This window comes from Pseudarthrobacter sp. P1 (assembly GCF_050156935.1).
Classification (GTDB): Bacteria; Actinomycetota; Actinomycetes; order Actinomycetales; family Micrococcaceae; genus Specibacter.
In genome coordinates, this window is record NZ_CP189584.1 from 567,165 (window position 1) to 592,654 (window position 25,490).

A 25,490-nucleotide genomic window follows, 5' to 3' on the forward strand; every position below is an offset into this window, starting at 1 on the left:
GTGGCGGAGTTCCCGCCGCCGCACCGGACAGAGTGGATCCGGCTGGCCATTGGGCAGGAAAGAAGGAAGGACAACATGCGACCCACCATCAAGTTGGTGGCCTCGGAAGCTGGGGTCTCCACGGCCACAGTGTCCTACGTCCTGTCCGGCCGGCCGGGCAGCGCTTCGGGCCCGGGCGTGTCCGCTGGAACCATCGAGAGGGTCCAAGCGGCAGCACAAAAACTGGGATACCGGCCCAACCAGGCGGCGCGCACCATCAGAACAGGCAAGACCAACCTGATGGTGCTCTCGCTGACCTTGCTTTCGGACCCCTGGTCCCTCTCGGTCAGCCGGGCGGTCAGTGCCGCGGCCCAGAGGAAGGGGATCACGTCCATGATCCTGGCCGACGCCGATTGGCGCACCGCTCTGGCCAACCAGAATGCCGACGTCGTCTTCATCGACGACGCCGGCCTGGATGGCGATGCGGAGCTGCTGGCCGAGATGGCCCAGCGGCAGAAGCTGGTGGTGTTCAGCGAAACGCTGGAACCCAATGGCTTCGACGTCATCCGTTCGGTGACGGGGCTCACCTATTCGCTGGCCGTGGACCATTTGGCCCGCACCCACCGGCGCATCGGCTGCCTCACGTATCCCAGGGCCCGTGCGGGTGGCCGTTCAGTGCGGTACGGGGCCTATGTGGATGGGCTGGAGCGGGCCGGCATCGCATTCCGCGAAGACTACGTCGCCGAGTTCGTCCCCGATCCCATCAGCGCCTTTGAGGCGGCCATGACGCTCCTGCAGCGCCCGGACCGCCCCACGGCCATTTATGCCATCGCAGACTATGCTGCCATCGCCGTTGTGCACGCTGCCCAGCGTTTGCAGCTGCGGGTGCCCGAAGACGTGGCGGTGATGGGTGTTGGCAACACCATGGAGGGTGAATTGATGACACCCTCCCTGAGCACCGTTGGGCCCGTTGATTTCTTCGATCGACTGGCTGATTTTCTGCTCTCCCGTGCCGAAGGCACGGCGGAGGCACCACAGGTTTTGGAATTCCCGTGGCGGCTGTTCGTGCGCGATTCTGCGCCGGCGGCTGAGCGGGACCGATCATGAAAATGTTAGGACGTTTGGCGAACATGGATGCTGTAGAAACTCCCGGCGAAACGGCTTCGTCCACCGACATGCGGGTAGGAATTGTTGGATTTGGCCTGCGCGCCAGCCTGTGGAAGCACGCCCACCGCCCGGGCGAGGGCTCGGCCGTCACCATGGTGTGCGATCTGAGCGCGCGCGGCCGGGCCGACGCCGCGGCGAAGATCCCCACCGCGGTGGTGACGGACTCGCTCGAGGAGCTGCTGGCCGCCGGCCTGGACGCCGTGCTGGTGCTGACCCCGGACAACCGGCACGCCGAGGTCGCCGTGCAGACCCTGCGCGCCGGCATCCCCACCTTCTGCGAGAAGCCGCTGGATGTGACCCTGGCGGCGGCCGACGCCATCCTGGCCACCGCCTACGAGACGGGCACCCGGCTGTACGTGGGGCACAACATGCGCCACATGCCCGTGGTGGTCCAGATGCGCGAACTGATCCAGGCCGGCACCATCGGGGAGGTCAAGGCGGTCTGGTGCCGGCACTTCGTGGGCAACGGCGGGGACTACTACTTCAAGGACTGGCACGCCCAGCGCGCCAACACCACCAGTCTGCTGCTGCAAAAGGGCGCCCACGACATCGACGTGATCCACTGGCTCGCCGGCGGCTACACCCGCCGGGTCTCCGCGATCGGGGACCTGGCCGTGTACGGCGATGTCACCAGCCGCCGCGACAACACCGACCGCCGCATGGGCGACTGGTTCTCGCTTCAGAACTGGCCGCCGGCGGCGCAGACCGACCTGGCCGAGGTCATCGACGTCGAGGACATCTCGATGATGCAGATGGTCCTGGACAACGGGGTGCTGGCCTCCTACCAGCAGTGCCACTTCACCCCCGACTACTGGCGCAACTACACCGTCATCGGCACCAGGGGCCGGATCGAGAACTTCGGCGACGGCCCGGGCGACACCATCAAGGTCTGGACCACGCGCAGCTCCGCCGGGTTCGTTGCACCGGATGCGGAAATCGAGATCCTGGACGGCGAGGGCGGCCACGGCGGGGCGGACCCGCTGCTGATCGCCGAATTCCTGCGCTTCGCCCGCGAGGGCGGGGAAACCGCGACCTCCCCGGTGGCGGCGCGTGCCTCCGTCGCGGCCGGTGTGCTGGCCACGGCCTCGCTGCGCGGGGACGGCGGGGCCCTGGAGGTCCCGGCACTGCCGGGGGAATGGGTGGAGTACTTCAACGCCGGCCAGCCCGTCCCCGACCGCTCCCTGAACTCGCACGCTCGTTCGGGGCCCCTCGCGGCCGTGGGCCCACGCGTCGCGCAGTAGCGGCGTCGGGGGTCTCGACGGGCTTGACCAGCGAGACCAGGCGCGGCCCGACGGCCGCCGATCCGATGCCCGATGGTCCACGCCGCAAAATACGTCAGAGAGATTGTCATGGGACTTCACCTGCCCGAGTCGCAGGCTGCGCCGGCGAACACGCCGCCAGCACCCAGGGACAACCTGCACCTCACCGCCCCAATCACCTCGTGGGAGGATGCGATTCCGCTCGGCAAGGGCCTGATGGGAGGCCTCCTGTGGGGCGGGGGGAATTCCCTGCGCCTGTCGTTGGACCGCGGCGACCTGTGGGACGAGCGAACCACCGGTGAGGCTGAATGGTGGAAGAAGCATCCCTGGCAGAGCACCCAGAGCGAGGCGGATCCCTGGGGCAAATACTACGAGGGCCTGACCCCGACCAAGCTCCCCGCCGGCCGGCTGGAGCTTGGTCGGGGTCAGGCCATCGAGTCCTTCGAATTGAACTTGGCCGACGCCGAAGGAATTGCCGGACTGCGCGACGGCACCGCCGCCACGGCATTCTTTAGCGCCGTCGAACCCGTTGCCATGCTCCGTGTCCCCGGTGTTTCGGTGCCGGGCGTGAGCCTGGTGCCGGCCGGTGCAACCGACGACGGCGGGGATGCCGCCGCCAACACCAAAAGCGGTGGTGCGGTGGCCGCACTCGGCTATCCGCCTGCCGTGTCCGGGGAATCCGCGGACATGCAGTGGTATGTCCAGGACGCGGCCGATGGCTTCGCATACTGCGTCTGCGTCGCCTTCCAGCGGACGGGAAACGAAACGCTTCTTGCCGTGGCCGTCACCACCAGCACCGACTGCGGGCCCGGCAAGGACCCGCTGGCCCTGGCGCAGTCCCGTTGCAGCAACGCCCTGGCAACGGGCTATGGGGAGTGTTTGCCGGCCATTACTCGTGGTGGCGTGGGTTCTGGGCGCAGTCATCCGTCGACATTCCCGAGGCCCACATCCAGCGGAACTACCAATTCACCCGCTACCTCTACGGTGCAGGCTCACGCCAAGGGGCCCCGCCCATGCCCTTGCAGGGCGTGTGGACTGCCGACCACGGTGGCCTGCCGCCGTGGAAGGGCGACTACCACAACGACCTCAATACCCAACTGACCTATTGCGCGTACCAGGAAGCGGGTAATTTCGAGTCCGGCGAGAGCTACCTGGATTTCCTGTGGAACCTGGCACCGGCCTTCCGCCGGTTCGCCCGGGATTTCTATGGCACGGGCGGTCTCGCCTCCCCGGGCGTCATGTCCCTGGCCGGCCAACCCCTGGGTGGCTGGAGCCAATATTCCATGTCGCCGACCATGAGCGCCTGGAACGCGCACCTGTTCCACCTGCATTGGCGCTACACCGGGGACGGCACGTTCCTGGCCGACCGCGCCTACCCATGGTGCAGCGGCGTCGGCCGGTGCATGGAAGAACTGCTCACGGACAATGGCGACGGCGTACTGGTGCTGCCAAAGTCGTCCTCACCGGAAATCTTCGACAACAGCCATGAGGCTTGGCTCAAACCCAACAGCAACTACGACCTGATGTGCCTGAAAATGCTGTTCCTCTCCCTTGCAGAGATGGCAGCCGCCCAGGACCTGGCGGCCGACGCACAGAAGTGGGGGCAGTTGGCCGCCAGGCTGGGTGGTTTCCACACCTCCGACGACGGCGAGCTCCTGCTGGACAGCGAAACCCCGCTCCGTGAAAGCCACCGCCACCTGTCCAACCTGATCGGCATCTACCCCTTCAACCTGATCTCCGTGGACGGCGGGTCGGAGGGCATGAAGCGCATCGAGGCCTCCCTCGCCGCATGGGACCAACTCGGCACGGAACAATGGTGTGGCTCCTCATGGGCGTGGATGGGGTGTCTGCGGGCGCGTGCAGGCGACGGTGAAGAGGCAGTCCGCCATCTGGATGTCTTCACGCGCGCCTTCGTGTCACGCAATGGTTTCCATGTCAACGGTGACCAGTCCGGTCTGGGGTTTTCTGGTTTCACCTACCGCCCGTTCACATTGGAAGGCAATTTCGCCGCCATGCAGGCCGCCCAGGAGATGCTGTTGCAAAGTTGGAGCCCAACCCCTGGCAGCCATGGCACTGAGGTCATCCGGGTGTTCCCGGCCGTGCCGTGGCGCTGGCAGAACGCCGGCTTCAGCGACCTCCGGACCGAGGGCGGACACCGGGTGTCCGCCCTCGGGAGAACAATGCCACCACATCATTGACGGTGGTGGCGGGCAGGGACTCAGTGGTGCGGATCCGTGACAACTTCGGCGGCCGGGAACCCGCCTGGTCGGTACCTGGGGGGTCAAAATCGGGGGCAACTTCGAGGTCCAGCTCCTGGAAGGCGAGACGGTGACGGCCACCCTGGCAACGCCAGCGCATTGCCCGGCCGAACCGGCCAACGCGGCACAGGCCGTCGTCGTGTCCTGGCCTGCCCCGGAAAACCCAAAATAAATACGGAACGAACCGTATCGTTAATCCCAATTCTGTGGTTGAATGCTTCTATGAGCTCAGTCACACAGGCCACGGCGGGTCGCCCGCACGATGCAGACCTCACCGAGAAGATCCTCGATGAGACGCTGCGGCAGCTCAGATCCGACGGCTACGCTGCCCTTCGCATTGAGCGGATTGCCAGCGCCGTTGGCTGCGGCAAGGCAACGCTGTACCGCCGGTGGGAAAACAAAGCCGTCCTGACGGCGGAGGCCATCAAACGATCATCGGACCTCGGCGCGATTCCTGACACCGGCACTGCCGAAGACGACCTGCTGGAACATGCCTGGCACAATGCCGAAAACCAAAAGAATCCCACCGATACGACCGAGCGCCGGCACACCCTGTGGGCGGCCATCATCGAACCCGAAGTCGGGGAGCTCTTCTGGGATGGATTCCTGGCCGACCGCCGCCAGATGGGTCGGACCATCATCGCGCGCGCAATGAAGCGCGGCGAACTGCCCGAAGGCACCGACTCCGATGCCATCCTGGACCTTCTGGCCGGCCTGACGTTCTACCGGAACTCCATCCGCATAGTGCCCATGGACAAAGAGGACTACCGTCCCATCGTCCGGGCGCTGACGACGGCTCCGCCGCTCATCACCCACTAGTTTCTGCACATTCTCCGGCCGCAGCCACGCTGCCGCCGTGCCTTTGTGCACCCATTTTCTCTAATGGATATTGGCCGGCCCGGGGCTGGCTGGCAGACTGGTGCCACTCCGGCCGGGTGTGACTCGCTCATTTTCTGACCTGCCACGGCAGTGTCCTACTTCTGACATGTCCGCCCGGTCAGGGCTGCACCTTTCTGGCCCACTCCGATGGCTTGATAGAAGGTTGTCCGGCCCACCAATAGGTTTGGGCCGTGACTCGTTAGAGAACTGCCTCGGCGTGACTCTTTCCCGGATCGGCGCTAGGAAAAGCCCGCTCGAAGGGAGAACCCGAGATGACCATCGTGGCCAACAAATACACCCATGTCGTTGGCGTGGACACACATGCCAAAACCCACACTTACGCCATCCTTGTCTCGGCGACCGGACAGGTCGCCGACACTGCAACATTTCCGACCAGCCCGCCAGGCATCCTCCGTGCCACCGCCTGGATGAACCGGCGGGCCGGCGAGGGGCAGGTTTTAGTCTCCGTAGAGGGAGCGAGCTCCTACGGTGCCGGCAGTTCCCTGCTGGGGGCGATAGGAGCCGCCAGTTTCGCCTCTGTGGCCAAAGTCGTTGGCATGCGCAGCGTGTTGGTTCTCGCGACCATCCTGGGGACTGCCGGCAACCTGGTCCAGATCTTCATGCATGCCCAGCTGTGGCAGGTCGTACTCAGCACGATTATCAGCGGCCTTGCCGCCGGACTTCTCCTGGGCACCCTCCCGGCCCTGATCGCCGAAATAGCACCCCGCGACCAGACGGGCATCGCCTCGGGACTCTACAGTTCGCTCAAGACACTCGGCAGATCCGCCGCCGGTGCCGTGTTCGGCGTCGTTCTGGCCTCCTTCACCATCGCCGGCACGAAGTCAGCCTCGGAGGGCGGCTACATCGCCGTCTGGATCGTCTGCGCCGTCACGTTCCTTCTGTGCCCCATCGCGCTGTCCTTCCTGCGCGCCCCCCGCCGGGACAACGGCCCCGACACGGATTCCTTGACAGCCAACGAGAAAGTAGACGCAAAATCATGAGCCAGGCCCGACTTCCCTCCACGCCACCGGCCAGCGCCTGACCGGGGCAACCCTGATCGACGGAAACGGCGGCGATCCGGTGGCAGACGCCGAAATCGTTCTCGACGGCGACCGCATTGTCTACGCAGGCCCGCGCCGCGCCGTCCCGGATCCCCGCGACCTCGGTGCCACCACCGTGGACCTGACCGGGAAGACCATTCTGCCGGGCTTCATCGACACCCACGTGCACTTGGCCGCAAACCTTGAAGCAAAGCCCGCCAAGGTCACGGCCCAGTTCGGCTCCGAGCGGGTTCTTGACGCGGCCGTGACCATCCGCAACACCCTCATGGCGGGCATCACCGCCGCCCGCGACCTCGCCGGCCTGGACGCCGGGTACCGCAACGCCATCGCGGCGGGAACCATCCTGGGCCCGCGACTGCACCTGGCGATCACGGCACTCTCCCCGACCGGGGGCCACAGCGATCACCATCTGCCCAACGGCGCCGCCGTCGGCGGGCTCCTCAGCCCCATCAACCCCTTGGTCGACAGCGACGACGACGTACGCCGCGCGGTCCGCCAGCTCGTGCGGGCCGGCGCGGATGTGATCAAGGTCTGCACCACCGGCGGCGTCTCCAGCCCGTCGGACACCCCGCACGACCTGGGGGTCCCGGAGAGCCATGTGCGCCTCATTGTCGAGGAAATGGCGCGGCGGCAAGGCCAGCCCGTCGCGGCCCACGCCCAGGGCGCGGCCGGCATCCTGGAGGCGATCCGCGGCGGCGGCGCCAGCGTGGAGCCGGCTACGAAATCGACCAGGAGGGCATCGACCTGATGCTCGCCAAAGGCACTTTCCTCGTCCCCACGCTGAGCTCGGCCCTGCGCGTCCCGGACCCGAAGGACGTCCCGGCCTATCTCTACGAAAAGAAGGTCCGTTGGTCCGCGATCGCCCGCGAGCGCGTCGCCACCGCCCTGCAGGCCGGAGTCAGGGTGGCCATGGGCACCGATGCCGCCGTCTGCCCGCATGGTGTGAACCTCAAGGAGCTTGGCCACCTGGTGGAATTGGGCATGTCGCCGATGGGCGCCATCGTGGCCGGCACCCGCAACGCCGCGACGCTGATGCGCCTGGACGACCACATCAGCACCCTGGAGGCGGGCAAGCTTGCCGACCTGGTGGTCACAGAGGTCGATCCGCTCACGGACATCTGGTCCCTGGCCGACCCTGCCAACATTGGCGCCATCATCCAGGGCGGACGGCTGGTCAAGGACCTCAAGGGCTGGCTGGCCCCCGACACCGTACCCACCCCGCTGGGCGCATGACCGCGGAGAAAAGGATCCCAACCATGCCATTCATCCAAGAGGGCGCCGCCCTTTTGCCCGATCTCGTCGCACTGCGGCGCAGGCTCCACCAGACTCCCGAAATCGGCCTCGAGCTGCCCGGCACCCAGGCCGCCGTGCTGGAAGCCCTCGACGGGCTGGGGCTGGAGATCACCCTGGGCCGGCGGACGACCTCCGTCGTCGCTGTGCTCCGCGGCGCCAGGCCCGGTCCCACAGTGCTGCTGCGCGGCGACATGGACGCCCTGCCCGTGGTGGAACAATCCGGGCTCGACTATGCCTCAAAAAATGGTGCGATGCACGCCTGTGGACACGACTTGCACACCGCCGGTCTTGTCGGTGCCGCCAGATTGCTCGCCGCGCACCGGGACGAGCTCGCCGGCAACGTGCTGTTCATGTTCCAGCCCGGAGAGGAAGGCTGCAACGGCGCTAGCATCATGATCGAGGAAGGGCTGCTGGAAGCCACCGGCGACCGTCCGGTGGCTGCCTACGCCATCCATGTCGGGCCCGGCCCCCGCGGAGTCTTCTCCACGCGGCCCGGCCCGGTGCTGGCGGGCTCGAACGAGCTGCACGTGCGGGTCATCGCCGAGGCCGGCCACGGTTCTCAGCCGCACACGGCCAAGGATCCGGTGCCCGCGCTGGCCGAGATCGTTGGCGCCCTGCAGACCCTGGCCAGCCGCCGGTTCAGCGTGTTTGACCCCATCGTGCTCACGGTCACGCAGCTGGAGGCCGGCGAGGCCATCAATGTCATCCCGGAATCCGCCCGGCTCGGTGCCACCGTCCGGGCACTCTCGCAGGAATCGGTGGACAAGCTGGCCAAAGAGACCGCTTTGCTCGCCTCCGGCATCGCCTCCGCCCACGGGTGCGCGGCGGAGGTCACCTTCAACGTGCTCTATCCGGTGACGGTCAACGACGACGCCGAGACTCTCCGTTCCCTGGCCGTCTTGCGGGAGCAGTTCGGCCAGGAGCGGGTCAAGGAATCTCCCGCCCCGGCCATGGGGTCGGAGGATTTCTCCTATGTGCTCAACGAGGTGCCGGGCACGTTCCTGATGCTCGGTGCGACACCGCCAGGGGTGGATCCTGACACGGCCGCGTTCAACCACTCGCCGAAGGTCGTGTTCGACGATGCCGTGCTCGGGGACCAGGCCGCCGCCTTGGTCCAGCTCGCCTTCAACAAACTCGCCATTCGGCCGGTGGGCTAGGTGGGGACCATGGAGAGATCGTCCATTGGCGTGGTCGACACCGCGGACGCCATACGTTCCGGAGCCCTGAGCAGTGTCGCCCTGGTCCAGGAGTGCCTCAGCCGCGCGGACGCCCTGGACCCGCTGCTGGGCACCTACGTCACCCGCTTTGACGCGCAAGCCCTGGCTGGCGCCCACGCGGTGGATGACGCCGTGGCCCGCGGTGAAGAAATTGGACCGCTGGCCGGTGTGCCGGTGGGGGTGAAGGACTTCATCGCTACACGGGAAGGGCCAACAACGGGCCAAAGCCGTGTCCATGACCGGTCCTGGCATTCATGCCGGGACGCCACGGTCATTGCCCGTTTGCGCGCTGCCGGTGCCATCATCATGGGCAAGACGACCATGACCGAGCACGCCATGGGCCGGCCCGATCCAACCCAGCCCTACCCCATTCCGCGCAATCCGTGGGACCTGGACCGATGGACGGGCGGGTCCAGCACCGGGACGGGCAACGGCATCGCCGCTGGGCTGTTCCCGGCCGGGCTGGGGACAGACACCCCCGGCAGTGTCCGGATCCCCGCCGCCATGTGCGGGGTCACCGGGCTGAAGACAACGCATGGGCTGGTGCCCATGGACGGATGCCTGCCGGCGGCGCCCGCGCTGGATGTGATCGGACCGATGGCGCGCAGCGCCCGTGACTGCGCGATGCTGCTTGAGGTGATGGCCCCCGAGTCCGGTTCGGCATCCTGGCGGCAGGATCTGCACGGCATCCGGCTCGGCGTGCCGTGGTCGCTGGTGGAGGATCCGGCATGGGGGGTGGATCCCTGCACCCTGGAAGCCTTTCGTACCGCCACCGAGGTTCTCGAGGCCAGCGGCGCCACAGTGCAGGACATTGCCTGGCCGGAATTCAATGCGATGTTTGCCGCCACCGTGGTCATCATGCTGTAGGAAGCCTATACGGCGCACCTGGACGGGCTCCGCACGCGGTGGAACGACTATGGCAGCTCCTTCCGCCGGCTCGGGGGACTGGGCGCCCTGCTTCCCGACGGAGCCTATGAAGCAGCCCTGAAATCGGGGGCAAAGGCCGCCCGGTCCATGCTGGCGCGGATGTCGGGGCTGGACGCCCTGGCCACGCCTACCTGGCCCTGCGGAGCGGCGGCCTACCAGAGCGGAGGCGGCATGCCGGCGGAGCAGCTGAACCTCACGGGTGTCTGGAACGCCACGGGGTTCCCGGCTGTGGCGCTGCCCATGGGCTTTGATGGCAACGCAATGCCTCTGTCCCTGCAGCTGGTTGGACGCCCGAACGCCGATGGCCGCCTGCTGGAATTGGCGGACGTATTCCAGCAGGCCACGGACTGGCACCTGCTCAAGCCTCTCGTCGACCCCGAGGCGAGACCGGCCCCCGTACCCGACCTGGACGGGGAGCCGGATGCGGAATCCGCACTCGAAGCTCCCTTCGGTAGCACCAGGGACAACCTTTCACGGTTGGGCCTGCACGCTACGGATGCCGATCTGGCTGTCATGACCCGGACGATCGGAGGGTTGAAAGCGGCTGTGGACCAGCTCACCGGATAACCACGGATCTTCGGTGGGCATTTTCAGATCGAACCGCCGATGAGCCACCCATGGACCCGAAGCATCCCGCCCTCTGGTGGTTCCCATCCGCGGTGCCGGGCATATGGAACGGGAGAAGTTAAGGAAGACTGGAGGTTCCCGATCACGAAGGCGGAACCCCATGATTAATCTCCAGCAGGATGCCGACGGCAATATCCGCATGAGCAGGCATTTTCCGGCCAACACGCCGATTTCGATCACTTTCACGGATGGGTCGCAGGAAGTGCTCCTGGGCCATCGAATGAATGAGATCTATGACGCGGCCCTGGCCGTGTACCGTGAGCGGAACCACCTGGACGCCAAGGGCTACACCCGTAATCCAGTGAAAACCGGCCACCAAAGGAACGCCATCGAATTCGTGCCGGTCCATCCCGGGATGGCCAAGGAGTAGGAACCTCCAGACCCACCGGGCGGGCCGCTGGTGCAAAACGCGGTTCAGTGTTTCGCACACCAACAGAAACACCCCGGTCTCCGGACCGGGGTGTTTCTGTTGGTGTGCAGTTCCTGCTCTGTTGGACGGTTTAGCCTTCCCCCGCGATGAGGTTCGGGCCGGATCCTGTTGAGTGGCACACGATTGTCAGCATGCCGGCCGGTTGCGAACGTCGCTGGAAACGCGCTGCTTGAGCAACGTGCCCCCCGGGCCCGCTTTCAATTCGCCGTCCTCCACCATGACTTGCCCACGCAGCACAGTCATGCTCGGCCAGGCTGCCACCTGGTAACCGTCCCAGGGCGTGTAGTCGGCCTCGTGCAGGTCCGAAGCATGGATCGTGCGCTTCACGGTGGTGTCGAGGACAGCCAGATCGGCATCGCTGCCGACGGCGATGACGCCCTTCTGTGGGTAGAGTCCGAGGATCTTTGCAGCATTGGCCGAGGTGATGTCGACAAACCGGGTGAGTTCCAGGCCTCGCTTCGCCACCCCTTCGGTGTAGGCAACGGCCATGCGCATCTCGACGCCGGCATGGCCGCCAGTGGTATCAAGAATGGTCTTGCCACGGGTCTTGACCTCAAGGTCGGTGCAGACGCCGTCGGTAGCCAGCGTGCTCAGGGAACCATCGAGCAGCGACTCCCACATGGAATCGCGGTCGGTTTCCGACTTGAGTGAGGGATAGGTGTGGTAAATGGCGCCGTTCTTCTGTTTGTAGTCCTCGGCGGTGAAGTATGCGTAGTGCGGCAGGATCTCACCGTAGACCGCCTGGCCCCGGCCTCGAGCCTCGCGGATGGCATCGACACCTTCACGCGCGCTCACATGCATGAGGTAGATGGGGGCGCCCACGTGTTCGGCGAGCGTGATCACCCGCTGGAACGACAACTTCTCGGAGAGGTTGTTGTGGGCGTGGTGCATGTATTCGAGCCCGATTTTGCCTTCGTGCTGGAGCCTCTTGTAGGCATACATGACGATGTCGTCGTCCTCCGCGTGGACTGCAAGCATTGCGCCGGCCTGGGCAGTCTGTTGCATGAGCCCCCACATGTTGCCGAGGTCCGTCTTTTGCTTGGGACGTGTCGGGGTGGTGTTGGTCATCCACACCTTGTAGCTGCCGTGGCCGGCCGCTACCGCATCGGGAATCTGCTCGAGCACTTCGAACGGAATTTCCGGCTCCTTGAACGTGCCGTGCAGGGCATAGTCGGTGTAGGTTGACCCCGCCCACTCCGCCGACTTCCGGGCAAATGAATCGGACAGGTCGTCACCGGGCTGCCAATGGGCGAAGTCCACCAGAGTGGTGGTTCCGCCATAGATGGCGCCTTCGCTGACCCGGTCCGGACCAAAGCACATGATTCCGCTTTCGGCCGCCGTCGGCAGCACCGAGTTGGTGTGCACGTGGGGGTCCACCCCGCCGGGAACCACCAACTGGCCACGCAAGTCGATCTGGCGAACGGCCTGGTCTGGAACGCCGTGGCCCGTCTCGCGGAGCGAGACAACCTTTCCCTTGGCAATGCCGATGTCCAGGGTCTTGGCGCCGGAGGGGGTTACGACCAGACCGTTGGTCAGAAGGAGGTCAAGCATCAGTGGGCCTCGCCTTTCAGGGTGTTTGCGGAATCGATGGAGAACGGAGGGGAGTTGAAGTAGCGGGCGGCGAGGGAGACCTTCACCGAGGCGCGGGCGTTCACAAGTTGGGAAACGGAGACGTCGGCGGCTGCGCTCATCAGCATTGCCGTTTTCTCCCGTGTCCATTGCCGGTCGCGTTGAAGCAGCTCGAGCATGTCGTCCAGGGCCAGCCGAGCTGCCTCGTCCAGATCGTCGCCGTCGCCGATCGTGATCACGGAACCGCCGGACAACACCACTGGGCGCTTCAGCGCGACTCCGGGGAGGACCCGGCAGGAGAGCACAACACTGCCCTCAACCTCGACGGCGGTCAATGAGCACTCGCCGTCGCCTTGGACCGCATGCAGGTCGCCGGCATACAGCAGGGCCCGTTCTGCATGGACGGGCAGGATGAGCGCCGATCCGGCCGTGACATCCTTGCAGTCCATGTTCCCGCCGTGGGCACCAACAGTGCTCGAATTGGGGCTTTCGCCGGCCGGGGCGACACCGATCTTGCCGATCATCGGCCGGATGGGAATGCGGATGTCCTTGTCGAACTGGACATTGCCGTCGACGATGGTGACGACGCGGCCAGCGCGTCCCAACCCACCGGTGAAGCCTCCCCGTCCCGGGAGGGTAACCATGGCGCCCCGGTCGGCGATCCGGATTTCATGGACGTCGATGCGCAGCGCATCCCCTCGTTTGGCGCCGCGGATTGCGACAGGTCCCGTGACCGGGATCGAGAGTTTCTCGTACTCACCCGTCCGCTCGAACAGGCCACCGGTCAGCAGGCTCCTTGCGCCAAGCGAGAATCGCTCGCCTTGGGCCACTGCCATCACCGGTTCGGCGTTCGGGTCGAATGCTCCGGAGGCCGCTTCGAAGCCAATATGGGGCATCTTGTACATGGTGCTCCTTGGGGTCGGCTAGGCGGTGGGGTAGATGGGAAGGGCCCATTGCTGGTCCTGTGCGGCCCGGCCGATCACGGCCTGCTGGTACAGGTATTGCAGCTGGCGGGTGATTTCGCCGGCGCCGCCGTCGCCTATCGGCGCGCGGTCAACCGAGGCAACGTGGTTGACTTCCGCAGCGCTGCCGCACACGAAGACTTCATCGGCCGAGTAAAGTTCCGTGCGGTCGATCGGACGGATATCGACGTCAATGCCAAGAACAGTGCGTGCCAGGTGGATGACGCTGTCCCGGGTGATTCCCTCCAGGATGCTGTCGGTTGCCGGCGGCGTGCACAGCCGTCCCTGGCGGAGCATGAAGACGTTGTAGCCGGCTCCTTCGGCAACGTGTCCGGCCTCGGTGAGCAGAAGAGCGGCGTCGTATCCATTGCGCCGAGCCTCCAACACGGCAAGGCGGCCGTTCTGGTAGTTGGCGATCGACTTTACGCGTGGCGGCATCGACCGGTCGGACAGTCTTGCCCAACTGCTGATCTGGACATGCAGGCCCGTGGCGCCGAAGTAGTTGCCCATGGGGATGGCCGCCATGAACACGCTCACGGGACCGGTGTCCTCCGGCTTTCCGTCACTGGAATCGACGAACACCTGGACACGCATGTGAAGGTTCCCGCGCAGGTTGTTGGCCCGTACGAGACCCAACAATTGTTCCGACAGGACGTCGATGTCGCGTGGTCCATCGATTTCGACGACGCGCATTGAGTCAACCAGCCGGCGCATGTGGTCGCCCACCCGGAAGGCGTACAGCTGGCCGTCGTCCTCGCTCCAATAGGCCCGGAATCCTTCGAATACACCGACGCCATACTTCAAGGATGTGCTCAGCACATGCAGGCGGGCATCGGCATACTCCACCAGTTCGCCATCCCGCAGGAGGTAGCGGACGCTTGGCTCGGCCGTGGTGTTCCCGCGGTCCTTCACTGTGGTGGATTCTTGCAGATTAGTCATTGCTGTCTCCCAGGTCGTCGCTCGTTCGCCGGTGGTGATTGCAGTGCCTGGCAGAGTGCCAAGAAGACCTCGATCTTCACTTTACTGCTGGCTATGTCACCATAATGAAGAATGTTGGATGGTCTGTCAACGCTTCGGCTGCCACTCGGAGTGGCGGAGGGCTGGGCCTGGGCACTCCGAGTGGCCGGACGGCGGGGGAGCGGCATTGCGCGCCGTCGTGGAGTGCCATGCGGCGTCGGGTGCCAACCATTGACACTGGCGAAGCCACTTCAATAAAGTGATGATACTTCGATATGTGATTCACGACATAGATGTCGACTACTGGGAGCCTACATGCGACAGACACACCGGACTACCAGCAAATTCAGTGATGATGCGCCGTGGACTCCACCGGCCCACCGGAACGGTAGCGCCACATGAGCAACTGGACAACAACCAAGCCCCGGACTCCTCGCACGGCCCTGGGTGCCATCGAGCCGGGCACGGCCAGGCGTGGAGTGGCCCGAGCACGCCAGCGGTCTGCGCTGGTGCTCACTGCCCTTGCCGCCACCATCGTTGCCGGCCTCCCGCTTGCCGCAATGCTTCTGCCCTTCCCGCACAACCCCCTCCAACCGGATGTAAATTCCATTGCTCTGGCACCGGGCGCCGTCCACTGGTTTGGCACCGACAACAATGGCATGGATGTGTTTTCGAGGACGATTGAAGCGGCGCGGCTGGACCTGCCCATTTCCTTGGCGGCGACGGCCATCGCGCTGGCTATCGGCGTTCCCCTGGGGCTCTTCGCCACAACCGGCAGGGCTGGTGAGGCGATCATGAGGGTCATCGACGCTTTTGCCGCACTGCCCATCATCGTGCTCGCCGTTGTATCGATCCAGCTCATGGGAGGGGGCGCAACAAACGTCATTATCGCCATTGCGTTGGTTGGCGCCCCCCGGTTTGTTCGCCTGTCCCGGGCGGCTGCCATCTCCTTGCGGTCTTCCCGTTATGTCGAGGCGGCGGTTGCCATTGGCTGTTCACCGGCCCGGGTGGCCTTCAACCATATCTTCAGAAACGCCTACGGTGTCGTCCTGGTGCAGGCGACGCTGACTACGGCCGGTGCCTTGAGCACGATCGCCGCCTTGAACTTTCTGGGCGTCGGCGTCAGGCCGCCCCAGCCAACGTGGGGCGCGATGATCGAGGACGGATTCAGCATGCTTATCCGGGGCCAGTGGTGGGCCGCGGCCTTTCCCGCCCTGACCATCCTGGTGGTCATCGGATCGCTCAACATCATTGCTGGTGCCATTGAGAACAAGATTGAACGAGTGGAGCGGGCCCGATGAATAGATCACTGCAAGTCAGGGAACTCGTGACCGAGTTCAACACCTCCGGGGGAGTGGTCCGCGCCCTGGACGGCATTTCATTCGACGTACGGGACAACGAAGCCGTGGGAATAGTTGGCGAGTCGGGTTCGGGCAAATCGACTGTCGTGCGATCCATCACCAAGCTCCTGATGCCGCCGGGCCGGGTCACGGCAGGGACGGCGACGTTCGCCGGCCACAGCCTGCTGGATTTGGCCGAACGGGAGATCCGCCGCATCCGAGGCAAGGACATCGGATTCATTGCCCAGAATCCGTTCAGTGCGCTAAACCCTGTGACGCGCATCGAAAAGCAGTTCGCCAATATTGCCAAGGCGCACGGGGAAAAGCCGGACGCTTCGACTCGTGACCGTGCCCTGCAGCTCCTGGATTCGACCGGCGTCAACGATCCCGAGCGGGTGATGCGCGGCTACGCGCATGAACTCAGCGGCGGCATGGCGCAACGAGTGGTCATCGCCATGGCCCTCTACCTTAATCCCCAGCTGGTGATAGCCGACGAACCGACGACGGCGCTGGACCTGACCGTCCAGCGCCAGGTGCTTGACACCCTTCGCCGGCTCACCGTTGAAAGTGGCCGATCGATGCTCATCGTGACCCATGACCTTGGCGTCGTCGCGAAATACTGCGACCGGGTGATCGTCATGTTTCGCGGAAACATCGTCGAACAGGGCGACGTCAGTGACGTCTTCGTCCGCCCGCAACACCCCTACACAATTTCACTCCTCAATTCCGTGATCCGGCCGAAGAACGAGGCCTCGAATGTGCGTCCCGGCACAAGTGCATCCGGCAGTTCGGCACCTGGCCTACCGTCTGCCCAATTAACTGAAGCCCGGAGGTTTTGAGAATGCCGATCCTCGAACTTGTCGATCTCATCAAGACATTCGACACTCCGCATGGACTGATGCGTGCTGTCGATGGCATCAGCCTGGCGGTTGACGCCGGCGAAACCATTGGCATCATCGGCGAGAGCGGTTCCGGAAAATCAACGCTCGGCCGCCTGATCCTGAGATTGCATGAGCCGGACTCCGGGTCCATCATCATCGAGGGCCAGGATGTGCTGGCACTTAGTCCGGGGCAGCTGCGCAAGCAGCGCCGCCATTGGCAGATCGTCTTCCAGGAACCGTTCGCGTCCCTCAACCCCCGGCTGACAGTGCGCCAGATCGTCGAGGAACCGCTCATTGTGGCCAGGGCCGGGAGCCGGGCCGAGCGTCTTGCCCTCGTGGCCAAGACGCTGGAAGAGGTCGGCCTTTCGGCGGACTTCCTGGGCCGCCGCCCGGCGAATCTGAGCGGTGGCCAGCAACAGCGCGTGGGGATTGCCCGCGCCCTCGTGACAAACCCCAGCCTGGTGGTGCTGGATGAACCAACCTCATCCCTGGACCTGACGATTAGGGCATCAATCTTGCGCATGTTGGCAAATCTGCGGGAGTCGAGGGAGCTGACGTATGTCTTTATCTCGCATGACATCGAAACGGTGCGCCACTTCTGCTCCCGCGTGGCGGTCATGCATCGCGGCCGGTTCGTCGAGGTGGGTCCGACACGTGATGTCTTGACCTCCCCCCAGCATCCCTATACGAGGGCGCTCATTTCGGCGGCCCTGCCGGTGGTGCCCTATGCCGCCGTCGTTGGCGACAACATTCCACCGGAAGGCCTTCACGCCGTCCTTGAGACCCAGGGGCAGAATTCATGATTCGCTACATCAGTTCCAGGCTTGGCATCGCAGTCCTGCTGTTGCTGGGTCTCATCTCCCTCAGTTTCGGGTTGGTCTCCCTGCTGCCCGGCGATCCGGCTGTTGCCCTGCTGGGTGAATATGCAACGCCTGAAGACATCGCGCGGATCCACGCGCAATTGGGGCTGGACCTCCCATTCGGGGAACGCTATCTCAACTACATGGCCAGAACGTTGGGCGGTGACCTTGGCAACTCGTTCTTTACCGGAAGTTCGGTGTCGGGCGAGATCCTCTCCCGCCTTCCCAATACGCTGATCTATTTGGTCCCTGGACTGGCCCTGGCGCTCCTCATTGGAATGGCCGGCGGGACATTTGCCGCGTACAGGTATGGGCGCTTTGCCGACAAGTCATTTACCTTCTGGATTTCCATCCTCATGGCCATGCCTGAATTTGTCCTGGCCCTGCTGTTGCTGTTCGTTTTCTATCAGCAGTTGCGCATTGCGCCAGCACCTCTGGGCATGCTCTCCAGCACCCAGATTGCACCGCCATCGGTGACCGGATCGATTCCCCTGGACGCGGTGCTTGCCGGCCAGTGGGGGACTGTCTTCTCAATCCTCAACCGCGCCGTTCTCCCCATAGTCACCATGGGCCTGTTCTTCGCGGCGCCCTTCGGCAAGACGGTGCGCTCCGGTTTGGTGCAGGTGCTCCAGTCGCCACAGATCGAGTTTGCCAGAGCCTGCGGCCTGCGGCCCGGGCAGGTGTTCCGCTATGCGCTCAGCGATATCCGCGGCTCCATGATGACCTATCTGGTGCTGCTTTTCGCCGCGTCATTGAGTGGAGCAGCGATCATCGAGAGCGTCTTTTCCTGGCCGGGAATTGGCAGCTGGGCGCTCGACGGCGTACTCAAAGGCGACGTGCCCGTCATCCAGGGATTCGTTCTCATCATGGGCGCCGCAAGCCTGTTCGGCTATGTGCTCCTGGATGCGCTCATGACCCTTCTCGACCCGCGCACACGCCAGAATGCCGTGTCCAAGGTGCGCCGGCAGACCGCGCGGAAAACAGCCCTAATTCCTTCCTGACGGCTATTGACAGCCGCCCACCGACTTCAATAGATTGAAGATATGTTCACTACATTGTATGAAGACAAAGTTGTTGCACTGGGCGGAACCTATGCCCTCGACGGCCGGGTGAGCTGGGTGCCCGCCGGAGCAATCGGCTACCAGCCGTCGAATTGCTACCTACTGCTTGAGGGCTCGGAAAGGCTTCTTGTCGATTCGGGCCTCGCGGTCCACAGCCAGGAGATCATGGATGATCTCGTCGAACTCCTTGAGGAGGACGGCCGGCTCTCCATGTTCTTCACGCGGAGCGAAATGGACTGCGTGTCGAATCTGGAGCCGATTGCGGGGAAGTTCGACATCGAACGCCTCTTCACCGGCGGTGCCATCAACCCCTTCGATGCCTTTGACGATCTCAGCCGGCTGGCCCTGCGCGGCCGCCGCCACCAGATCGACCAGAAGGGCGAGGGCGGGGACTCGATGTCACGCACTCCCGAGATTGAAGTGGCGCCGGGGCGCCTGCTGACCGTCGAGTCGCCGTTGCTGCGGCTCCTGCCAACCTTTTGGGGATGGGATGCTAGCACCGGAACGATCTTCACCTCCGACACCTTCACCCACGGCACCATGGACAATCCTGACGGCCCCCGCGTGATCGACTCCCTTGCCACAGACACCACCACGGCCGAACAGGTTGCACAGCACCTCTACGCAAAGTACGAGTGGATCCCTCGCGCCACCACTGAGCCCCTTCGGGAATGGCTTGCGGACAAGTTCGAGACGCTCGCCCCCGAAACCATCGCGCCGTCCCGCGGCTGCGTCATCCAGGGGCGTGCGGTTGTGCGCCGGCACCTGGATTACATGCTTTCCGCACTCGCACAGCAACAGGCTTAGGAGCATTGCCATGGAAGAACTAGTTGAAACTATGAGCCGCGACCTTCCGCGCGCAATTGCCGACGGCGTCACGTGGATGAGTTCGTGCCTGCCGTTCCATCTCCAGGACCGCGTCATCCACGGCCACACCTCGACGTACCTCGCACAAGGTGGTGACGCCTCGATCCTGATTGACACAGGCAACCCGTCCAGCTGGAACATCATTTCGGAAACCCTTGATGGCCTGCTCGGGGACCAGCCGTTGACCTACGTTTTCCCCACGCACCCGGAACTGCCGCACACCGGCAACCTTCCGCGCCTGGTTGAAAAGTATCCCGACATCAAGATTGTCGGCGACATTCGGGACTACCACCTGTTTTATCCGCAAATCGTGCCGAACCTCCATGCACGGGTTCCGGGCGACCGGATCGATCTCGGCGGTGGATATGAATTCGTGGTCGTCGAAGCGATGATCCGCGATCTGCCAAACACCCAATGGGGTTTTGTGCCGAGCGCCGGGGTGCTCTTCACCGCTGACGGCTTTTGCTACATGCACCGTCCCGAGCTCGACGACGAAGACCCGGTGCACCTTCCGGGTGAATGTGGGCTGACGACCGACGAGCTTTCGGCACCCATCGCCGTGGAAAACGCGGCCTTCTTCACGGGCAGCGCCCTGTATTGGGCCCGGTTCGCCGACGATGCCGACCAGGTCTACGACCGGGTGGGAGCCCTGATTGATGATCTCGGGGTCACGGTCGTTGCCCCGACGCACGGAAACGTGATCACGAACATTCCGGCTGTTGAACCCATCATCCGAACGGGCCACAAGCACGCCTACCGCTACTGACGGATACCCCGTCTGCAGTGCACCACTCACAGCACATCCCTCTCCCTCCTTAGAGAATTTGGAACCAGGCATATGAAGCATTCGCGTTGGCTCGCCGGCTGTATGTCAGCCGCTGTTGTTGTATCGCTCGCCGGCTGTGGAGCGGGGTCGCCGTCCGCGGCGCCGTTGACTCAGGCTGCCAAGCAGCCTGAGTCGGTGGTCGTCGCTGTCGGTGCACTGCCCGACAGCCTCACCGCCTCTCCTTGGGGTGGCAGCGCATCCCATGTGGTCCTCAGTGGCCTCGGTTCCCAGCTGCTCCAGTACAAGGCGGGCGCAACGGACGACGAGTCCTGTGCGGCACCGTCCACCGACGTCACCGGCCGCCTGGCCGAGAGCGCCACACCCAATGCGGATGGCACCGGCGTCATCGTCAAGCTCCGAAAGCTCACCAGCCAGTTCGGCAATACACTTTCGGCCGAGGATGTGAAGTGGAGCCTGGAAACCGGCATGGTGCGCCAGCCCGTGATGAAGGGCACGCTCAAGAGCAGTGGATTCAACGTGGACAATGTCGCCACGGTCATTGATGACCACACGGTGCAGCTCAATACCACCACCATGACATCGTTCACCGTTGAGTCGCTGCAGAACAATCTGTTCGCCATCTACGACAGCAAGGAAGCGAAGCTCCACGCCACGACGGATGACCCCATTGCCAACAATTGGCTCTCCAAGAACCTGGCCGACTACAGCGGGTGGAAGCTCGAGGAATTTACGCCGGGCACGTCGTTGACATTGACAGCCGATCCGGCCTGGGAAGGGGCCCGCGGCGCTGTGAAGCGCGTTGTTGTCAAAGCCGTCCCGAACACCTCAACACGCAGCCAGTTGGTGGAGACAGGAGAGGCGCAGGTCGCCAACGCGTTCGAATACGAACAGTATGGATCCCTCGCCAGTGCCAGTGGAGTCAACGTTCTCAAGTGCACCAGCCAGACCCGGGACACGATGATGTTCAATACCAAGACGGGCCCGCTGGCCGATGAGAAGGTGCGCCAGGCAATTTCGATGGCCATCGACCGCGGCGCTCTGGCCAAGGGCGCCTATGCAGGCTTTGCCGACCCCGCCGTCGCAACCTTCCCCAATGCCACGGCGTCGCCCACCTACAGGTTTGACCCGGAAGCCGCGAAGAAGCTTCTGGCACAGACCCAGTACCCCGATGGATTCCCGCTCACGCTGAGCTACAGCGTCAGCCGTCCGGGTCCGGTGGCCAAACAGTCGGCAGTCCTCATCCAATCCATGCTGGGCAAGATCGGCATCAAGGTTGAACTGATGAACGTGGCCAGCCCGACGGACTTTTCCTCGGCGCTGATTGGCGGCCGCTTCCAGGCGGTGTTGTACTCGGAGCCGATCGTCATTGCCGACCCGGCCTTTTACACCTACGCGTTCTATGGAACCGGGGCCCCGAGCAACAGCACCGGTTGGTCCAATCCCGACTTCGACGCAGCCCGCACCCAGTTGGCCGCCACTCCGCGCACCAATGCTGACGAAAGGACGGCCCTGCTGAACAAGATGGCGGGGCTGGCGGACCAGGGGGCAGCCATTCTCTCCCTCGTCCAGGTCAGGAACCTGGTCGCCAAGCAGGACGGCCTCAGCGGGGTCGTGCCGCTCACCAACGGCCAGGTCTACTTCGCCGGTTTGGGCAAATAGCCAAATCCAGTTCGGCCATTGCTGCTGGCCGCCGGCAGTTGCCGCCGGCCAGCAGCTTGATGAAAGAAGGACACCATGATTGAAATTTGCGGAAAGCCCGTCCGTGACACCTTGACTGAACTGCTTGATCCGGCAACCACGGCCCTGGTCGTGATCGACATGCAGGTCGGGGCGGTTTCCCACGGGGGTGCCATTGGCGATTCCGGACATGACCTGAGCATGATGCCCGCCGTGGTCGAGCGTTGCGGGCGGGCGATCACTGCCGCCCGTGCGAATGGCGTGCCGGTCTTCCACATTCGGGTTGAGAATCTCCCGGACGGCCTAAGTTCACCGCCGGCGTGGCTGCGTGCCCTGTACACGGCCGCCAATGGTCGGCCCATTGATCTGGGCCGGCTGAGCACCAAGGGCGATCCGGCCACCAACTTTTGCGAGCCATGCATGCCGCTGGACGGGGAGGCTGTCATCACCAAACGGCGCCCCAGTGCGTTTGTTGCCACCGAGCTGGCGTTGCTGCTTCGCAGCCAGGGGATTGAGTCGGTGGCCCTTGTCGGCGTCTCAACCGGCGGCTGCGTCGAGGCGACGTTGCGCGATGCGGTGCACAACGATTTCTATGCCGTCTTGCTTGAGGACGCCGTCGGCGCCTACGACACAGTGGTCCACGACGCGTCGCTCACGGTCATGCGGGCGCGGCACGACGTGTGCACTCTGGAGGAAGCGATCGCGGTGTGGGAGACCGCGGATGCCGCCTGAAACATCGGAATATGGAGAGGGGCGGCCGCACATGGTGCGACAACGTATGCAGGAGGACACCATCCAGCCGGCGGTCGGCCGTGCTCTGGTCGATGGCCGGGTCTACCGGCTTGGCGGAGACATTGACCTCGATGACCGGGTGAGCTGGTGCCCGCCTGGTGTGCAACGGCGCCAGGCGGTGAATTGCTACCTGATCAAGGGAGCCACGGGGTCCGTGCTTGTCGACACCGGGGTCCGGCTTCACGAGGCGGACATCCTGGCGCAGCTTGGGCAGCTGATGGTGCCCGGTGAACCGCTGTCCATCGTCTTGACCAGAACCGAGATGGAATGCTGCCTGAACATTCCCGCGATTGAGGCCCGTTTCAGGGTCGACGCCGTGTGGTACACGGGTGGAATCACCGTGCCACGGTCGACGGCGGCACCCCGGCGGATCACCGTGGATCCGGGAACGTCGATGCAGGTGGAGGTTGTCGACGGCGTAGTCCTCGAGTTCGTGTCTCCGCTCCTTCGGCTTCTCCCGACCTTGTGGGTGTTCGATCCGGAGTCCGGCGCCTTGCTGACCTCTGACGCGTTCACGCACGGATCCGCAGAGGGATTCGATCCGCATGACGGGCTGCAAAAATTCCGCTGGTTCACCAGGGCCGACACCGGTCCCATTGCACGGAACATCCTGGACATTTTCGGAGAACGCCGGGTGCGCGCCATTGGACCGGGCTACGGGGCCCCGATTATCGGAGCGGGCAAGAGTCTCGATCAAGCAGAAGGATTGGCGATGGCCATCTCGGAAATGGGGCTCCAGTGAGTGCCCGGGAACCCGCGGCCAGAAGAGTCGCGGACGGAGCATATTGGTTGGGCGGCTGCCTTTCGGCAAACGCCGAGGGCCAGGAAGTCCACTACCACGTCTCGTCGTATCTGGTTGTCGGGTCGGAGCGGTCCCTGCTCGTTGACACGGGAGATCCAGCACACCTGGCGATCATTCTCGCCCAGCTGGATGCCGTTCTCGGGGATCGCCCCCTGGACTATGTGTTTCCCACCCACCCGGAGATCCCGCACGCAGGAAACCTGCCAGCCCTTCTCGCCAAGCATCCGGGAGCACAGGTCGTAGGCGACGTGCGTGACTACCAGCTGCACTTCCCGGAATATGCCGGGCGGTTCCGGGCACAGCCCGCGGGAAGCAGCATCGACCTCGGCGACCGGCTGTTCCGGTTTCTTCCCGCGTTCATTCGGGACCTCGAAAACACGCTGTGGGGCCACGACAGTGGTGCCGGAATGATGTTCGTCTCCGATGGTTTCTCCTACATCCACGATGTCCCCGCGCCGGACAGCGACGACGAACCTGTCCACCTACCCGGCCAATGCCGGTTGTCGTCCGGTGAAATGCCGGCACCGCCAACGGTGGACCAGGCGGCGTACGGGACGGGTAGGGCTCTCTATTGGACAAAATTTGTCGATGTCAGCTCGTCGTTTGCGGCGATCGAGGCTGTCTTGGACGAGCTTCCCACCCGCCTGATTGGTCCCGCCCACGGCAATGTCATTGACGATGTGGGCGGAATGCTCAGGACCTCGTTGGAGGCGCACAGGAAGGTCTTTACCGGGCCTCTTGTTGCGTAGTGAATGTATATTCAATATAGTGAAGTTCATGGAATTGGCTTGCCAGCAAGCCAGGGTTCGTAGGACCAAAGCTGGATAACCAGGGGCTCGTGCAATGCGATGCTTCGATTGATTTCGATGAACGGCAAGGAGTAGGTCAATGCGAGACCTCATTGGATACGGGGAGAACCCTCCGATTGTCACTTGGCCCGGCGGCGCCAAGGTGGCCGTCTCAATGGTCATCAACTACGAAGAGGGGGCGGAGAGTTCAATCGAGGCCGGCGATGACAAGGACGAGGACGTCACGATATTTGGTGGCTGGTCATCCGATCCGAATCGTCGAAACCTGATGAAGGAATCGTTCTTTGAGTACGGGAGCAGGGTCGGCATCTGGCGATACCTGGGGATGCTCCGTGAGTACAACGTGCCCGCAACCTTCATGGCCTGCGGTGTTGCGCTGGAGCGGAACCCGGCGGCAGCACGGGCGATCGTCCGCGATGGACACGAAATCTGCGCCCACGGCTACAAGTGGCGGGGAACCGTGGGCATGACGCCGGCCGAGGAAGTCGCCGAGATCCGTTCGTGCGTGGATGCGATCGAGGCGACGTCGGGCGTTCGGCCTGTGGGCTGGTATGTCCGTGAAGGCATCACGGACAACACGCGGGCAATCCTCTCGGCCGAGGGGTTTCTCTACGATTCGAACTCGTATGCCGATGACCTGCCCTATTTCGTTCCGGCCGGAGGTTCGGACCATCTGGTGATTCCATATTCCGGCGACACTAACGACGCCCGGTTCTGGGGCCCCGGCAGTCTCGGGACGGGGGAAGAGTTCTTCAACGTGTTGAAGGACAGTCTCGATTGCCTCCTCATTGAGGGGCGGACGGTGCCCAAGATGATGTCAGTCGGCGTCCATCTGCGCATCGGTGGCCGTCCCAGCGTCGCGTTGGGCGTCCGCCGGTTCCTCGAATACGCGCTGGCCCAGGACGGCGTTTGGTTCGCGACCCGTTCGGACATCGCGCGCTGGTGGCTGGACAATCCGCCGGTGGCGGGACGGCTCGAGGCAGCCTACGAGGGCATCGCATGACAACGCCGGCGACCGGACGGACGGTG

General features: G+C 64.2%; 25 protein-coding genes. 22 read left to right on the forward strand and 3 right to left on the reverse strand.

What is annotated here, in order from left to right:
* Positions 1–75: 75 nt before the first annotated feature.
* The 11 genes from ACQCSX_RS02565 to ACQCSX_RS02615 all read left to right on the forward strand — a co-directional run bounded on the left by ACQCSX_RS02565 (position 76) and on the right by ACQCSX_RS02615 (position 11,037).
* Entirely contained in the window at positions 76–1,086 is a 1,011-nt protein-coding gene (locus ACQCSX_RS02565) for a LacI family DNA-binding transcriptional regulator (RefSeq protein WP_427017519.1), read from the forward strand.
* 23 nt (positions 1,087–1,109) lie between these two features.
* Positions 1,110–2,387, forward strand: a complete 1,278-nt coding sequence (locus ACQCSX_RS02570) for a Gfo/Idh/MocA family protein (protein ID WP_427018952.1) — start codon at positions 1,110–1,112, stop codon at positions 2,385–2,387.
* 893 nt (positions 2,388–3,280) lie between these two features.
* Positions 3,281–4,603, forward strand: coding sequence for a glycosyl hydrolase family 95 catalytic domain-containing protein (locus ACQCSX_RS02575; RefSeq protein WP_427017520.1), 1,323 nt, complete (start codon positions 3,281–3,283; stop codon positions 4,601–4,603).
* 282 nt (positions 4,604–4,885) lie between these two features.
* Positions 4,886–5,482, forward strand: a complete 597-nt coding sequence (locus ACQCSX_RS02580; protein WP_427017521.1) for a TetR/AcrR family transcriptional regulator — start codon at positions 4,886–4,888, stop codon at positions 5,480–5,482.
* A 332-nt stretch (positions 5,483–5,814) separates the two neighbouring features.
* Positions 5,815–6,543: an MFS transporter gene (locus tag ACQCSX_RS02585; RefSeq protein ID WP_427017522.1), complete on the forward strand. Its 729-nt coding sequence runs from the start codon at positions 5,815–5,817 to the stop codon at positions 6,541–6,543.
* Positions 6,544–6,622: 79 nt separating this feature from the next.
* Positions 6,623–7,351 (forward strand): amidohydrolase family protein, encoded by a 729-nt coding sequence (locus ACQCSX_RS02590; protein ID WP_427017523.1) that lies wholly within the window; start codon positions 6,623–6,625, stop codon positions 7,349–7,351.
* Positions 7,351–7,836, forward strand: a complete 486-nt coding sequence (locus ACQCSX_RS02595; RefSeq protein WP_427017524.1) for an amidohydrolase family protein — start codon at positions 7,351–7,353, stop codon at positions 7,834–7,836. The genes ACQCSX_RS02590 and ACQCSX_RS02595 overlap by 1 nt, the downstream gene beginning before the upstream one ends.
* Before the next feature lie 23 nt (positions 7,837–7,859).
* Positions 7,860–9,053, forward strand: coding sequence for a M20 metallopeptidase family protein (locus ACQCSX_RS02600; protein WP_427017525.1), 1,194 nt, complete (start codon positions 7,860–7,862; stop codon positions 9,051–9,053).
* Positions 9,054–9,062: 9 nt separating this feature from the next.
* Positions 9,063–9,980 (forward strand): amidase, encoded by a 918-nt coding sequence (locus ACQCSX_RS02605; RefSeq protein WP_427017526.1) that lies wholly within the window; start codon positions 9,063–9,065, stop codon positions 9,978–9,980.
* A gap of 87 nt (positions 9,981–10,067) precedes the next feature.
* Positions 10,068–10,607 carry an amidase family protein gene (locus ACQCSX_RS02610; protein WP_427018953.1) on the forward strand — a complete coding sequence of 180 codons (540 nt, stop codon included), beginning with the start codon at positions 10,068–10,070 and terminating at the stop codon, positions 10,605–10,607.
* 160 nt (positions 10,608–10,767) lie between these two features.
* A complete protein-coding gene (locus tag ACQCSX_RS02615) occupies positions 10,768–11,037 on the forward strand; it encodes a hypothetical protein (RefSeq protein ID WP_427017527.1) in 270 nt (89 codons plus the stop codon).
* 186 nt (positions 11,038–11,223) lie between these two features.
* Here the strand turns inward: ACQCSX_RS02615 and ACQCSX_RS02620 are convergent, their stop codons facing one another.
* The 3 genes from ACQCSX_RS02620 to ACQCSX_RS02630 are packed head-to-tail and all read right to left on the reverse strand — an operon-like array spanning position 11,224 to position 14,567.
* Positions 11,224–12,648: a dihydroorotase gene (locus ACQCSX_RS02620; protein WP_427017528.1), complete on the reverse strand. Its 1,425-nt coding sequence runs from the start codon at positions 12,646–12,648 to the stop codon at positions 11,224–11,226.
* Positions 12,648–13,571: an acetamidase/formamidase family protein gene (locus tag ACQCSX_RS02625; RefSeq protein WP_427017529.1), complete on the reverse strand. Its 924-nt coding sequence runs from the start codon at positions 13,569–13,571 to the stop codon at positions 12,648–12,650. The genes ACQCSX_RS02620 and ACQCSX_RS02625 overlap by 1 nt, the downstream gene beginning before the upstream one ends.
* 18 nt (positions 13,572–13,589) lie before the next feature.
* On the reverse strand, positions 13,590–14,567 hold the full coding sequence (locus ACQCSX_RS02630; protein ID WP_427017530.1) for a branched-chain amino acid transaminase: 978 nt from the start codon (positions 14,565–14,567) through the stop codon (positions 13,590–13,592).
* Positions 14,568–15,145: 578 nt separating this feature from the next.
* On the opposite strand from ACQCSX_RS02630, the gene ACQCSX_RS02635 reads away from it, so the two are divergent.
* The 11 genes from ACQCSX_RS02635 to ACQCSX_RS02685 all read left to right on the forward strand — a co-directional run bounded on the left by ACQCSX_RS02635 (position 15,146) and on the right by ACQCSX_RS02685 (position 25,464).
* Positions 15,146–15,886 (forward strand): ABC transporter permease, encoded by a 741-nt coding sequence (locus tag ACQCSX_RS02635; protein WP_427017531.1) that lies wholly within the window; start codon positions 15,146–15,148, stop codon positions 15,884–15,886.
* Entirely contained in the window at positions 15,883–16,764 is an 882-nt protein-coding gene (locus ACQCSX_RS02640) for an ABC transporter ATP-binding protein (RefSeq protein WP_427017532.1), read from the forward strand. The genes ACQCSX_RS02635 and ACQCSX_RS02640 overlap by 4 nt, the downstream gene beginning before the upstream one ends.
* A gap of 2 nt (positions 16,765–16,766) precedes the next feature.
* Positions 16,767–17,609 carry an ATP-binding cassette domain-containing protein gene (locus ACQCSX_RS02645; RefSeq protein WP_427017533.1) on the forward strand — a complete coding sequence of 281 codons (843 nt, stop codon included), beginning with the start codon at positions 16,767–16,769 and terminating at the stop codon, positions 17,607–17,609.
* Entirely contained in the window at positions 17,606–18,667 is a 1,062-nt protein-coding gene (locus ACQCSX_RS02650; protein ID WP_427017534.1) for an ABC transporter permease, read from the forward strand. The genes ACQCSX_RS02645 and ACQCSX_RS02650 overlap by 4 nt, the downstream gene beginning before the upstream one ends.
* A gap of 42 nt (positions 18,668–18,709) precedes the next feature.
* A complete protein-coding gene (locus ACQCSX_RS02655) occupies positions 18,710–19,534 on the forward strand; it encodes a hypothetical protein (RefSeq protein ID WP_427017535.1) in 825 nt (274 codons plus the stop codon).
* 10 nt (positions 19,535–19,544) lie between these two features.
* Positions 19,545–20,360, forward strand: a complete 816-nt coding sequence (locus ACQCSX_RS02660; protein ID WP_427017536.1) for an MBL fold metallo-hydrolase — start codon at positions 19,545–19,547, stop codon at positions 20,358–20,360.
* 195 nt (positions 20,361–20,555) lie between these two features.
* Positions 20,556–22,040, forward strand: a complete 1,485-nt coding sequence (locus ACQCSX_RS02665; protein WP_427017537.1) for an ABC transporter substrate-binding protein — start codon at positions 20,556–20,558, stop codon at positions 22,038–22,040.
* 75 nt (positions 22,041–22,115) lie between these two features.
* Positions 22,116–22,790 carry a cysteine hydrolase family protein gene (locus ACQCSX_RS02670; protein WP_427017538.1) on the forward strand — a complete coding sequence of 225 codons (675 nt, stop codon included), beginning with the start codon at positions 22,116–22,118 and terminating at the stop codon, positions 22,788–22,790.
* Between the two features lie 46 nt (positions 22,791–22,836).
* Positions 22,837–23,592, forward strand: coding sequence for a hypothetical protein (locus ACQCSX_RS02675; RefSeq protein WP_427017539.1), 756 nt, complete (start codon positions 22,837–22,839; stop codon positions 23,590–23,592).
* 47 nt (positions 23,593–23,639) lie between these two features.
* Positions 23,640–24,401, forward strand: coding sequence for an MBL fold metallo-hydrolase (locus tag ACQCSX_RS02680; RefSeq protein WP_427017540.1), 762 nt, complete (start codon positions 23,640–23,642; stop codon positions 24,399–24,401).
* 214 nt (positions 24,402–24,615) lie between these two features.
* On the forward strand, positions 24,616–25,464 hold the full coding sequence (locus tag ACQCSX_RS02685) for a polysaccharide deacetylase family protein (protein WP_427017541.1): 849 nt from the start codon (positions 24,616–24,618) through the stop codon (positions 25,462–25,464).
* Positions 25,465–25,490 lie beyond the last annotated feature (26 nt).